General features: G+C 73.0%; 12 protein-coding genes. 6 read left to right on the top strand and 6 right to left on the bottom strand.

What is annotated here, in order from left to right; genetic code table 11:
• Positions 1–114: 114 nt before the first annotated feature.
• From QOZ88_RS14370 to QOZ88_RS14385, 4 genes are all read right to left on the bottom strand, one after another.
• Positions 115–1,725 carry a polysaccharide biosynthesis tyrosine autokinase gene (locus QOZ88_RS14370; protein ID WP_306000427.1) on the bottom strand — a complete coding sequence of 537 codons (1,611 nt, stop codon included), beginning with the start codon at positions 1,723–1,725 and terminating at the stop codon, positions 115–117.
• Positions 1,726–1,836: 111 nt separating this feature from the next.
• Positions 1,837–2,907, bottom strand: a complete 1,071-nt coding sequence (locus tag QOZ88_RS14375) for a glycosyltransferase family 4 protein (RefSeq protein WP_306000428.1) — start codon at positions 2,905–2,907, stop codon at positions 1,837–1,839.
• A complete protein-coding gene (locus QOZ88_RS14380) occupies positions 2,904–3,869 on the bottom strand; it encodes a glycosyltransferase (RefSeq protein WP_306000429.1) in 966 nt (321 codons plus the stop codon). The genes QOZ88_RS14375 and QOZ88_RS14380 overlap by 4 nt, the downstream gene beginning before the upstream one ends.
• Positions 3,870–3,984: 115 nt before the next feature.
• Complete coding sequence (locus QOZ88_RS14385; RefSeq protein WP_306000430.1) at positions 3,985–5,499, bottom strand: hypothetical protein; 1,515 nt, start codon at positions 5,497–5,499, stop codon at positions 3,985–3,987.
• Positions 5,500–5,812: 313 nt separating this feature from the next.
• Between QOZ88_RS14385 and QOZ88_RS14390 the strand changes: the two genes are divergently transcribed.
• Both QOZ88_RS14390 and QOZ88_RS14395 read left to right on the top strand, forming a co-directional pair.
• Positions 5,813–7,132 carry a UDP-glucose dehydrogenase family protein gene (locus QOZ88_RS14390; protein ID WP_306000431.1) on the top strand — a complete coding sequence of 440 codons (1,320 nt, stop codon included), beginning with the start codon at positions 5,813–5,815 and terminating at the stop codon, positions 7,130–7,132.
• A gap of 66 nt (positions 7,133–7,198) precedes the next feature.
• The gene (locus QOZ88_RS14395; protein WP_306000432.1) at positions 7,199–8,515 is read left to right on the top strand and encodes an MATE family efflux transporter; all 1,317 of its coding nucleotides are present in this window, start codon (positions 7,199–7,201) and stop codon (positions 8,513–8,515) included.
• Between the two features lie 2 nt (positions 8,516–8,517).
• Here QOZ88_RS14395 and QOZ88_RS14400 read toward each other — a convergent pair whose 3' ends face one another.
• On the bottom strand, positions 8,518–9,498 hold the full coding sequence (locus tag QOZ88_RS14400; protein ID WP_306000433.1) for a polysaccharide lyase: 981 nt from the start codon (positions 9,496–9,498) through the stop codon (positions 8,518–8,520).
• 302 nt (positions 9,499–9,800) lie between these two features.
• Here QOZ88_RS14400 and QOZ88_RS14405 point away from each other — a divergent pair, with 302 nt between their 5' ends.
• The 3 genes from QOZ88_RS14405 to QOZ88_RS14415 all read left to right on the top strand — a co-directional run bounded on the left by QOZ88_RS14405 (position 9,801) and on the right by QOZ88_RS14415 (position 11,758).
• Positions 9,801–11,033: an acyltransferase family protein gene (locus tag QOZ88_RS14405; RefSeq protein WP_306000434.1), complete on the top strand. Its 1,233-nt coding sequence runs from the start codon at positions 9,801–9,803 to the stop codon at positions 11,031–11,033.
• Between the two features lie 120 nt (positions 11,034–11,153).
• Complete coding sequence (locus QOZ88_RS14410; RefSeq protein ID WP_306000435.1) at positions 11,154–11,387, top strand: hypothetical protein; 234 nt, start codon at positions 11,154–11,156, stop codon at positions 11,385–11,387.
• Positions 11,384–11,758: a type II toxin-antitoxin system PemK/MazF family toxin gene (locus QOZ88_RS14415; protein ID WP_306000436.1), complete on the top strand. Its 375-nt coding sequence runs from the start codon at positions 11,384–11,386 to the stop codon at positions 11,756–11,758. The genes QOZ88_RS14410 and QOZ88_RS14415 overlap by 4 nt, the downstream gene beginning before the upstream one ends.
• A gap of 81 nt (positions 11,759–11,839) precedes the next feature.
• Here the strand turns inward: QOZ88_RS14415 and QOZ88_RS14420 are convergent, their stop codons facing one another.
• On the bottom strand, positions 11,840–12,046 hold the full coding sequence (locus tag QOZ88_RS14420) for a hypothetical protein (RefSeq protein ID WP_306000437.1): 207 nt from the start codon (positions 12,044–12,046) through the stop codon (positions 11,840–11,842).
• A gap of 339 nt (positions 12,047–12,385) precedes the next feature.
• On the opposite strand from QOZ88_RS14420, the gene QOZ88_RS14425 reads away from it, so the two are divergent.
• Positions 12,386–12,718, top strand: coding sequence for a hypothetical protein (locus QOZ88_RS14425; RefSeq protein ID WP_306000438.1), 333 nt, complete (start codon positions 12,386–12,388; stop codon positions 12,716–12,718).
• Positions 12,719–12,722: the final 4 nt, after the last annotated feature.

The raw sequence follows: 12,722 nt of genomic DNA on the forward strand, positions 1-12,722 counted from the left end.
TTGGCTCGCTCACGACATAACCCTACGTAACGGACATGTGCACCCACAGAGCGTGAGCGGTACAGGTCACATCCGTGTCGGCGCCTGCTCGCGACGGAGCCGAGGCGCCCTCGATCAGCTCCGGCTGGCCGAGTCCGAGCGCTGGGGCGGCTGGGGCGGCCCGACGGCGGGGATCTCGGTGGTCGCCGGACCCGTCGGCACCTCGGCCCGGGTCGCGCCGGCCGGATCGGTGGTCGGCACCCCGACCCGCGTCGCACCCCCCGGCTCCGTCCGCACGTCGCCCCCGGTTCGGTCACCCGGCGCCTGGGGCTTGTCCTGGGCGGCGACGGGCCGGGGCTTGGGGTCGGGCTCCGGAGGGGCGTCCCCGTCGTAGCCGTAGGAGTGCGGCGACGATGACGCCGGCGCCATGGTGAGGATGACGCCCAGGGTTCGCGCGCCCACCCGGTCGAGGACGGCCGCGGCGCGCTCCAGCTCCTCCCGCCGGGTCTTGCCCTGGCGCACCGAGAGCAGCACGCCGTCCATCACCACGGCGACGGCGCTGGCGTCGGCGACCGGCAGCAGCGGGGGCGTGTCGACGATGACGTAGTCGTGGGTCGCCCGCAGCCGGTCGACCAGGGCGCGCAGCTGGCTGGACGCCAGCAGCTCGCTGGGGTTGGGCGGGATGGAGCCGGCGCCGAGGACCGAGAGCCGGCCGTTGGCGTAGGGCTGGAGGACGTCGTCGATGTCGGCGGCGCCGGTGAGGACGCTGGTCAGCCCGGCGCCGTCGACGAGCCCGAGGTACCGGACCACCCGGGGGTGCCGCAGGTCGGACTCGACCAGCGCGACCCGGTGCCCGCCCTCGGCCAGGGTGAGGGCGAGGTTGATCGCGACGGTGCTCTTCCCCTCGGCGGCGACCGCGCTGGACACCATGATGACCCGCGGCGGCTCGTCCACGTTGAGGAACTGCAGGTTGGTGCGCAGCTGGCGGAAGGCCTCGGCGTTGCCCGACCGGCTGTTCCGCTGCAGCACGTGCCCGGAGGCGAGCTTCGGGTCGCGGGCGACGGTGCCGATCACGGGTGCGCCGGCCGCGTCGGAGGCGACCTTCCCGTCGCGCACCGAGCGGTCCATGCGCACCCGGGCGTAGGCGAGCGCCAGGCCGACGAGCAGGCCGATGAGCACGCCGACGGCGATGTTGGCGTAGAGGTTCGGGGCGGAGGGCTCCTCGGCGACCTCGGGGGTGTCGAGGACGGTCACCTTCACCGGCACGGTCGTCACCGGCTCGACCTCGGGGTCGGTCGGCACCGTGGTGGTCGCCTCGACCTCGAGCACCAGGTCGGTGAACTCGGCGGCGACCGCCGCGGCGATGTCGCGCGCCCGCTGGGGCGAGGTGTCGGTCACCACGACCCCGAGGACGGTCGTGTCCGGCACCACCGAGGCCTCGACCCGCTCCTGCAGGCCCGCCGCCGAGAGGTCCAGGTCCAGCCGGTCGATGACACCCTCGGCCAGGCGCTCGCTGTCGAGGATCTGGACGTAGGAGGCCACCCGGTTCTGGGCGAACTGGCTGCCCTGGAACGCAGCGGTGGTGGAGGTGGCGTCCGTCGACGTCACCCACACCTGCGCCGCCGACGTGTACGTCGGCGTCATCATCAGGGCCATCGCGGCCCCGACGCCCCCACCCAGGAGCATCCCGATCACGGGCAGGAACCACCCGGCCCGGAACGCCGCCATGGTGTCTCTGAGTTCCACTACTTCCTCGTCTCCGATGATCGAGGCCCACAGGTGTGAGCCGCAGTCGCGGTCGCCGCAGGGCCGCGACTGCTCCCCCGTTCGATTCGTGCAGTTGCTGAGCGCCTTAGGCTAGATATCCTGCGCCCGATCCGGGCGGGTGGCGTCACCCGTTCGGGCCTCTTCCACGCAGTTCTGCCAGTGCTCGACGAACACGCGCCGGACGACGGCGTTCGAGTGCCGCTCCCGGACACGGTCCCACGCGCGGCGCCCGAGGCCCTGCGCCAGCTCCGGCGAGCCTGCCATCCGGCGGATCGCCGTCCCGAGGGCGTCGGCGTCGGCCGGCGGAACCACCATGCCGGTGTCGTCGACCACCTCGGCGATCTGGCCGACGTCGCTGGCGATGACCGGGGTGGCCAGGCTCATCGACTCCAGGATGATCATCGGCATCGCCTCGGCCCGGCTGGGCAGCACGAGCGCGACCGCGGTCCGCAGCCGGGCGCGCACCTCCTCGGGGGCGACCGGCCCCTCGAACACCACCCCGTGCGGGAGCGGGTCGGGCAGCCGGAACTGCGGGGCGAGGTCGCCGAACAGGACGAGCTGCTGGCCGTCGAGCCGGGCGGCCGACCACGCGTCCAGGAGGACGTCGGCGCCCTTGCGCGGCCCGATCTCGCCGGCGAAGACGAACCCGGAGCGGTCCGACCCGACCGGTTCCTCCTCGATCGGCACGGCGTTGGCCACCCGGACCGCGTCGACACCGAGCGAGCGCAGCACCTCGGCGGCCGGCTCGGTGAGCACGAAGACCACCGCGGGCCGGCGCAGCACCAGGCGGGCGAGCCGGCGGTTGCCCTCGGCGAACGCGACGAACTGCGAGCCGTGCACGAGGACCGTGCAGCAGACCCCGCGCCGGCGGGCGAGGGCGAGCAGCAGGCCCTCGCGCAGGAACGACCCCTGCTGGGTCAGGTGGAAGTGCCACACGTCGGTGGGCTCCACCTTGCTGAACAGCACGTTCAGCACCGTGCGGGCGAACGCGGAGAGCGTGCGCCGCCGGTCGCCGTGCCAGTAGGTGGGCCACTCCCGCACCTCGAGGTCGGGGCCGGACCAGGTGTTCGTCGTGCGCACCACGGAGGAGACACCGCCGCGCCCCTGCGACGCGTTGCCGATCTGCGTGACGCGCAGCGCGGGCCGCGACGGCCGGCTCACGCCGACGTGTCCCCGGATCGGCGGATCACCACACCCGAGGGGTCGAGCTCGTCGGTGGTCAGCTCCCCGGGGGAACACAGCAGGACCAGCCCGCGCCGGGCGAGCTCGCGGGCCACCTGCAGCTGGTGGTCGTCCACGTGCTCGCCGCGCGCGGCCAGCCGCGGGAGGACGACCGGCCGGACGCCGAGCTCGAGCGCGCGGAGCAGGGTGCCCACGCCGGCGTGGGTGACGAAGACGTCGCTCTCGGCCACCAGGCGGTCGAACTCCTCCGCGCGCAGCTCCTGGTTGACGTCGCCGGGCAGGTCGTCGCGCGTCGTGACACCGAGCTGCCAGGTGACGGTGTCGCCGGGGCGCATCCGGTCCCGCACGGCGTCGACCAGCGCGTCGAAGCGGAACGGCTTGATGGTGCCGAGGCTGACGAAGATGCGGCGCCCCTCGCCGTTCCGGGCCGGGCGGTCGGTCGCCGGGACGGCGGTGTAGTCGTCGAGCAAGGAGGGGCCCAGCTGCCACCCGGGTCGGTCGGCCCAGGCGGCGTGCTGGCTGTAGCGCTGCACCCGCGGCAGCCGCTCGAGGATGCGGCCTGTGGCCGACGGCCCGTCGAAGCGGGAAACGCTCTCGATGTAGACGAACGGGAGCCGCCGCAGCTGGGCGATGGCCCAGGCGGCCGTCCCGACCGCGGCCCCGGTGCTCAGGACGACGTCGAAGCGCTCGCGGCGCGTGGCCCGGAACAGCCGGATGCCGGCGCGGACCGCCGGGGCGAGGCCGCGCGGGGGCACGTAGTCGAGGGTGACCACGCGGCGGTCGCGCAGCAGCGACCGGCTCTGCTCCGAGTCGAACGTGGCGAAGACGGAGTCCGGCTGGAAGCCGAACCGCTCGGACCACCGGACGATCTGGGCGAGATGGCCACCGGTCGAGGCGACCAGGAGCGCGCGCTTGCCGCTGAGCGCGGCGGACAGCTCCACCCGCTCACCTGCCGGTTCGGCTCGATCCCGTCGTGGTGACACCACCGAAGCGTAATGGGGGCCGGCCGCACAACCGACCTCGCGCTCGTGATGTCGCCGGTTGGGGTGGCCGATGTCAGCCGACGGGAGCCGGGTGCGTGACCCGGGCCACGTCGCCGCGCCCGTCCGCGCCCGCGTGCCCGGCGCCGGCCGGCTGCTCGTCGTCGGCGTCGTCGGTGTCGGTCTCGGTAGCCCGGCCACCGAAGGATCCCAGCAGCCCGATCAGGAGGAAGAGGGGGATGTAGGACGGCGGGGAGACGAACACCGGATTGCCGGTGGACTCCAGCAGGTACTGGACGATCCAGGCCATTCCCGTCAGCCCCAGGAAGCGGGCGACCGGCTGGTCGTCGCGCGAGAGCCGGCGCAGCCGCCGGAAGACGGCGACCAGCGCCACCAGGAACGCCAGCATCCCGAGGAAGCCGCTCTCGGCGAGCACCGCCGGCCACATGGTGTCGGTCAGGAACATCGCGTTGCCGGTGCGCTCGGAGAGGCCCCAGACGTTCTGGTAGCCGCGTTCGAGGTACAGCGGGCTGTAGAACTCCGAGGCCGTGTCGGAGCCGAAACGGCCGAACCCGGCGCCGAGCGGGAAGTAGTCCTGGGCGACGAAGAAGGAGTCGCGGGTCATCAGCGTGCGGGCCGCGGTGCCCTCGGACTGGTCCAGGTAGGTGGCGACGATGCCCTGCAGCGCGTTGAGCAGCGTCGACCAGAACACGATGACGATGCCGACGACGGCGGTGATCGCCGCCGGGAAGACGCCGGACCGCCCGGCCCGCGAGCTCAGCCACAGGAAGCTGCCCATCATCCCCAGCCAGGTCTTGCGCCGGAAGGAGAGGATGGCGACCAGGGCCATGCCGGCGGAGAGCAGCCAGGTGAAGCGGGTCGAGCCCATGGTGGTGTTCCACGCGACGACGGCGAGGAAGCCCAGGGCCGCCATGATCCCGAGCGTGCCGGGCTCGACGAACGGGCCGATCAGTGACGGGATGGCCGCGCGGAAGCTGAGCTGGTCGATGTTGCCGACCGTGCTCTGCCAGGTCTGCGGGATGGCCAGGTTGACCACGCAGCAGGCGATGATGAAGAGGAGGAGGCCGACCCCGCCCTTGGCCAGGCGGCGCACGTCGTCGCTGGTCCAGTGCAGCTGCGCCACGGCCAGCGCGAGCAGGATGCCCTTCCCGGCGAGCGCGGTGCCCGACGCCAGGACGGCGAGCGGCACGCCCACGACGAACCCGCTCACCACCCCGAGCGCGCCGTAGAGGGCCCACCAGACCAGCCCCGGGAAGCTCCGCAGCGGCTGGCCGCGGAAGAGCCGGGGCCCGACGCAGACCAGCAGCGACGCTGCGATCGCCAGCTCGTCGAGCAGGTCCACCGCCGCGCTGCCGCTCACCTGCGCGGCCGTCTTGCCGAAGATGCTCACCAGGATCGCGGCCGCCACGAAGCGCTTGGGGTGGTCGACGCCCCACACGAGGACGGGCGCGGCGACCACCAGCACGAGGACGAGGACGGGCTGGTAGGCCGCGGCGGCGGTCAGCCCCGCGACGGCGAGCACGCAGACGGCCAGCGTGCGCGGCACGGTCCTGGTCAGCGCGTCGCCCACCTCGACCCCCTTCCGCCAGCCGGCCGCCCCGTTCGGGCGATACGGTTCCCACCGGTCCGGTGCGGAGCGTTCCACTCGGGCCGACCCTCGACAATGCCACGCCGCAGCAAGCCTCCCCGGCGGTAGCGACCGGCGTCACACCCGTTCGGGTCGTCAGGCACCTGCACGGACGATTCTCGCCGCTCCCGTGGCCGCCCGGCTGGCGTTCGGGCCGGTGCGTGGTCGAACATGGCGGAGGCCCGCGGCGGACGGACCGGGGAACAGCCCCGGCCGACGCGCCGGACCACCTCGACCCGAACCACAGGAGCACTGCGTGAAGATCTCGGTCATCGGCTGCGGGTACCTGGGCGCCGTCCACGCCGCGTCGATGGCCGAGCTCGGTCACGACGTCGTCGGCATCGACGTCGACCAGGCCAAGATCGCCTCGCTGTCGAAGGCCGAGGCGCCGTTCTTCGAGCCGGGCTTCGAGGAGCTGCTGGAGCGCACCCTGGCCACCGGGCGGCTGCGCTTCTCCACCGACTTCGCCGACGCCGCGGGCTCCGCCGTCCACTTCGTCTGCGTGGGCACCCCGCAGAAGCGCGGCGAGTACGCCGCCGACATGCGCTACGTGCAGGGCGCGGTCGAGTCGCTGATCGACGTCCTGGCCCCCGGCGAGCTCGTCGTCGGCAAGTCCACCGTGCCGGTGGGCACGGCCGCGCAGCTGGCCGAGCTGATCGCCGACAAGGCGCCCGGCGCGCTGCTGGCGTGGAACCCGGAGTTCCTGCGTGAGGGCTTCGCGGTGCAGGACACGCTGCACCCCGACCGGCTGGTGTACGGGCTGCCCGCCGGCGCCGACGGCGACACCGCCCGGGCGCTGCTCGACGAGGTGTACGCGTCGATCGTCGAGCGCGGCACCCCGAAGGTGGAGAGCGACTACGCCACCGCCGAGATGGTCAAGACGGCGGCGAACTCGTTCCTGGCCACGAAGATCTCCTTCATCAACGCGATGGCCGAGCTGTGCGAGGCCACCGGCGCCGACGTGAAGCTGCTCGCCGACGCCATCGGCTTCGACGACCGGATCGGCCGCAAGTTCCTCAACGCCGGCCTCGGCTTCGGCGGCGGCTGCCTGCCCAAGGACATCCGCGCCTTCATGGCCCGCGCCGGTGAGCTCGGTGCCGACCAGGCGCTGACCTTCCTGCGCGAGGTCGACAACATCAACATGCGCCGCCGCATCCGCATGGTGGAGCTGGCCCGCGAGGTCTGCGACGGCTCGCTGCTGGGCAAGCGGGTCGCCGTCCTGGGCGCGGCCTTCAAGCCCGACAGCGACGACATCCGCGACTCGCCGGCGCTCAACGTCGCCGCGCAGCTGCAGCTGCAGGGCGCCGTCGTCCGGGTGACCGACCCGGCGGCCGTCGAGAACAGCCGCCGGCAGTGGCCGCAGCTGGACTACGCGGCCACCCCCGAGGAGGCCGCCGAGCGCGCCGACGCCGTCCTGGTGCTCACCGAGTGGAAGCAGTACCGCGAGCTGGACCCGGAGGCGTTCGGCCGGATCGTCAAGCAGAAGCGCGTCCTGGACGGGCGCAACGCCCTCGACCGCGAGGCCTGGACCGCCGCCGGCTGGACCTACCGGGCGCTCGGCCGCCGCGCCGGCTGACCCCGGTCCACCGAACTCCCCTGCCGTGCCCCTGACCCGCCGCGCCCGCCGATGGTGATCCGTCGCGTGGGTCGGGCCGTGCGCGGGGGCAAGCTGGTCAGCCGGGGCCTCACCGTCGCCGACCAGGCGATCTCCAGCGCCAGCAACATGCTGCTGTCGGTGGCGATCGCCACCGGCGTCAGCGCCAGCGTCTTCGGTGAGTTCGCGCTGATCTACAGCATCTACTGGCTGCTGCTGGGCGGCACGCGCGCCGCCGTCCTCGACCCGCTGCTGATCACCCAGCGGAACGTGCTCAAGGGCGCGCCGGTGCACCTGGTCGCCGCGGTGTCGGCGACGGCGGTCGGCGCGCTCGGCATCCCGGTCGGCCTGCTGCTGCTGGCCACGCCGCTGGACCTCGCCTGGGCCGTGTTCTTCCTCGGCCTGCCCGTCCTGCTGCTGCAGGACGCCCTGCGCTACGTCGGCTTCCTCGAGCAGCGGCCGGGCCGGGCGGTGCTGCTGGACGGCGTGTGGCTGGTGGTCATGGTGGTCGCGACCGTCCTGGCGCTCACCGAGGCGATCTCGGGGACGGCGGCGGTGCTGGCGCTGTGGATCCTCGGCGCCCTGCTGGCCGACGTCATCGGGCTGGTCGCGTTCGGCATCCGGCGGGAGCCGGTGCGGTTGAAGGCGCGGCTCAAGGCGATGTGGCCGGTCTCCGGCCCGCTGCTGGGCGACTTCGCGCTCTCCTCCGGCTCCGGCCAGCTGACGATCTTCGTGCTGCCGCTGGTGGCCGGCACGGCGCTGCTCGGCCAGCTGAAGGCCGCGCAGGTGGCCAACGGACCGCTCAACATCACCGTCGCCGCCGCGAGCGTCATCTGCCTGCCGATGGTGGCGAGCGCGGTGGAGTCCGACGCCGGCCGGGCGCTGCGCATCGGCCGGTTCGCCTCGCTGGCGCTGGCCGGGGTCGCGGTCGTCTACGGCACGGCGCTGGTGCTGCTGCCGGAGGGCGTGGGCCGGGCGCTGTTCGGCGAGTCGTGGGGCTCGGGCTGGCTGGTGGCCGCAGTGAGCGCGCAGATGGTGCTGTTCGGCATCACCCACGGCGCGCTGCTGGCGATGCGCGGCTCCCGCAACACCAAGGCGGCGCTGCGCGTGCGCATCGGCGTGGCGCCGCTCGCGGTGTTCCTGCCCGTCACCCTCACCGCCGTGTGGGGCCGCACCGGGCTGATGGCGGGGCTGGTGATCGCCGCGGCCACCATGTCGCTGGTGAGCTGGCTGGTCGCCGTCCGGGTGGTGCCGCAGACGCCGCCCGCGGAGCCGGGGCCGGACGACGACGAGCCGGTCGACGCCCCGTCGGACGCCCCGACCGGCAAGAACCCGCTCGGCTCGCCGGCGTCAGCGGCGCAGTAGCGTCAGTCGCCCGCCGGCTCGAGGGCGACGCTCTCCCGCGACTCGCCCCAGCGGGCGTCGGAGAAGTAGACGGTGTGCTCGCGCCGGGTGTTGCTGGCGGCGTAGATGCCCTGCTTGAAGTAGATGCTCTGGCCCTCGAACAGGGTCGCCCCCACGGCGTTGACCACGCGCTCCCCGTCGATCCACACCTGCACGTTGCCCTCGTCGGGGTCGGTGGACCACTCGATGCGGACGACGTGGTCCAGCCACTCCCCCCGCTCCAGCGGGCCGAGGTCGTAGGTGGCGGCGTACTGGGCGGACTCGCGGCCCTGCAGCCCGCCGCGCACGGAGAGCCGGAGTTCGGGGTCCGGGCCGGCGGTGACCCACAGATCGACGTTGGGCGAGCCCTCGTTCGCCGTCTGGTGCCACTGGGTGTAGATGAGGAACTCGTCGCCGCCGTCCCACACGAAGTCCTCGGGGAAGTACGTCGACCACGAGTACCACTGGACGTCACCCTCGCGGGGGACGCCGGCCTCCTGAATGGTGGAGCGCACCTCACCGCGGATGGTGGTGTCGACGCCGAAGGTGAAGTCACCCGGGCGGGCGGAGAAGGCGGCGGAGTACTCGGAGCCCGGGCGGGCCGGCTCGTCGACGACCCGGACCTGCTCGGGGCGGGCGGCCTGGACCTCGCTCCAGGCGGAGAGGTCGCCGTCGGCGTAGCTCCACACCTGCTCGGGCTCCGCCGCCTCATCGTCCGGCGACGCCGAGCCCGAGGGGGAGGCCTCCGTCGGGCGGGTGATGTCGAACCGGTCCCCCGTCGTCGGGACGGGCTCGAGGTCGGACCGCGGGATGGCGGTGGACTCGATCGGCGTCGACGTCGGCTCGGCCGTGGCGTGCGGGGCCTCGCCCTCGCCGGCGTCGGGCTCGTCCGAGCCGCAGGCGGTCAGGACGAGCGACGCCGTCACCACCAGGGCGAGCGGGAATCGGCGGCGTCCTCGAGTCACAACGGTTCCCTCTTGGTCCTGGTCTCGGCACGGTGGGCGGCGCAGCGCCCCGGACGACGGCCGGCTCGCACGGCGCGGGCCCGCGCCGGGTGACCACGGGCGGGGCGCCCGAGGTTACCCATCGCGAGCTCGTGACCGCGGAGTCACCGCCACGCAGGAGGAAACGAGCTGTTCACCTCCCGTGTTCCCCCTGCGCGCAGCGGTGACGGCCAGCAGCCTCTACTGTGGAGAGCAATGATCTTCCCCGGGCGTGTCGTCGACGAGCAGCCCGAGGTGCCCCGTGCGCCTCGGAAGGGCTAGCGGTGTCGGCACCACATCCCGGCACGACGTCCCGCGGCACCCCGGCCCGCTCGGCCGGCCAGCGCTCGGGCGAGCGGCCGGCCGGCCGCCCGGCGGCGATCCCCGCCCGCCCGCGCGCCTCGTCGTCCGGCCCCACCCCCGCCCGGGCGACCGCTCGGCTGGACTCGCTGACCGGTCTGCGGTTCATCGCCGCGCTGCTGGTGTTCGGCTCGCACACCATCGCGACGTTCGAGCTGACGCCGGTGGGCGACGCGCTCTACGCGTACCTGGAGCCGGGCGCGGCCGGGGTGAGCTTCTTCTTCATCCTCAGCGGGTTCGTGCTCACCTGGACCCACCGGCCGGGTGACAAGGCGGGCCCCTTCTACCGACGGCGGTTCGCCCGCATCGCGCCGGCCTACTGGGTCGCCGTCCTGGCGTTCATCCCGCTCAACGCGCTGGCCCGGCCGGAGGAGACCGGGGAGCTCCTGTGGCACATGGCGCCGTCGTTCATCGGCCTGCACGCGTGGATCCCGGACAACGAGTACTACTGGGCCGGCAACGGCGTCACGTGGTCGATCTCGTGCGAGATGTTCTTCTACGCGATGTTCCCGCTGCTCATCGTGCAGGCGCTGCGGCTCTCGCAGCGGGCGCGGTGGTGGGCGGCCGGGGTGCTCTGCCTGCTGGTGATCGTGCCGCCGGTCGTGCTGGCGCCGCTGACCCACGGCGAGACGGTCGCCGACTGGGCGATCTTCATCTTCCCGGTGCAGCGGCTGTGGGAGTTCTGCCTCGGCATCCTGATCGCGCTCTGGATCAAGGAGGGGCGCCGGGTCCGGCGGATCGGGCTGGGCGGATCGCTGGCGCTGGTCGCCGTCGCCTACGTCATCGCCGCCTACGCCCCGGCGTACCTGATCTGGGTGGCCATCCCGTTCATCCCCTTCGCGCTCACCATCGCGACGGCGGCGCAGGCCGACCTGGACGGGCGCCCGTCGGTGTTCCGTCACCCGGTGCTGGTGAAGCTCGGTGAGTGGTCGTTCGCCTTCTACCTGACGCACCAACTGGTCATCCGGGCCGTGGACTACGTGCTCGAGCCCACCACCGTGGCGATCGCCCTCGGCGCGACGGTGCTGGCCCTGGCGGGCTCGATCGCCAGCGCCTACGTGCTGTTCACGGTGGTCGAGAAACCGCTGGAGCGGCGGCTGCGCGGCGGCTCGCTGCCGGTCAGCACGGGCGGCGCCGGCCACACCCCGCGGCGGTAGCAGGTCTCCTCGCACGGTCGCCCGCCCTAGCAGCCACGCCAGCCTGACGCACCAGGCTCCGGCCACTCCACCGAGGCAACGACCTTCGCCACCGCAGGTTTCCTAGGTATCCTCGCCGGTATGCCCGACACGGTTACCACCATCAAGGTGCCGCGGAGTCTGCGCGAGCGCATCGCCGCACGGGCAGGCCGGCAACGGATGACCGCCGCCGAAGTGATCGCCGAACTGCTTGACGAAGCCGAACGGCGTGCGCGGTTCGAGGCCGTCCGCGAGGCCTACGCGAGCACGGACGCGTCCTACCGCGAGGAGACCGAGGCATGGGACTCGTTGGCTGACGACGGCCTCCACCCGTGACGGACACGGCTCCCTTGCTCGAGCGTGGCGCCATCGTCTGGGTCGACTTCGCCCCGACCGCAGGGCGGGAACAGCGTGGCACCCGACCTGCCCTGGTCGTGTGCAGCACGGACTACCTGGCCAGCGTCCGCGAGCTGGCGATCGTCGTCCCGATCACGTCAGTGGACCGAGGTTGGCCCCACCACGTGCTCGTCGAGGGCGACCGCACCGGCCTCTCCAAGCCGAGCTTCGCCATGACCGAACAGCCGCGGACGATCTCGACCACTCGGATCACGCGACGCACGGGCACTGCGGGCGCCGACACCATGCGACGGGTCGACCAGTGGCTCCGCGACTTCCTCGACATGAGTCGTGAGCCCGGCCGCGAGTGACCCGGCGTACACCGCTGACGGCGCCTCCGCCTCACCACGCGAAGCGGCGCTCCGGAAGCACTGACGTGAATGGCATCGCAGCTAGGCCGGCTGTAGCTGCTCGGGGGCGACGTTCTTGGCGCCGCACGTCTGGCAGCGGTCGTAGTTGCGGACGGCCGGAACCCAGCGAGGGTTGATCAAGGCCAGGCCACTGCGGACCTCCTGGGCCTGCACGACGACGACGTCCGTGCCCCGGCAGAGCCCGCACGGATGGTTGCTCGGGCCAAGATGCACGCGCTGCCACTTCACGGTGTGAGGCTGTCATCGCGCAACGTCGCGGACGTAGACCGACACACCGGCGTCATCCCGCCTGTCCCACCTTGACCACAGGGGCTGCAAGCGGACCGTAACGGAAGCCTCGGCGGTTCACACGTGCCGCAGCACTGGCATGCCCGTAGCTCGATCGACTGACTTCGTCGCGCGGAGCAACAACTGATCGACGAACTCACCAGCGCGTCACCTGCGATGCAGCGCAGAGGCCCGCATCAGGGGATGCGCAGGTACCTTCGAACCCAGTTACGCGAATTGCGGAGAACGGCAATCCCCGGTCGGATCCGGCGTCGAGCCGGCGACACCAAGGAAGAGCCCATGAGCTGGGTGCTGATCTTCATCACGGTGTGGGTGGTCGTCGCCCTCGTCGCGGCCATCGCGATCGGGGCCGTCGTCCGTTTGGCCGACCACGAGGCGCAAGCCGCCCGCGACCGCTCCGTGTACCCGGACACCTGGCCGGACCTCCATCCAGCGGACGTGGCGCTTCCCCACCCCGCCTTTCCGGCGGACGAGGGGCCGTGGCGAGTGCCCGGCCGCACCACGGCGGAGCCACCGCCGCGGCGGGGCCGGCAGCCCGGCCGCCCGGCCGTCCAGCGCCCCGTCCCGCCGGCCGAGCGCGCGCCGTCCGACCGCGAAGCCGGACTTGCCTGACCTC

This window comes from Blastococcus carthaginiensis (genome assembly GCF_030731085.1).
GTDB classification, from domain to species: Bacteria; Actinomycetota; Actinomycetes; order Mycobacteriales; family Geodermatophilaceae; genus Blastococcus; species Blastococcus carthaginiensis.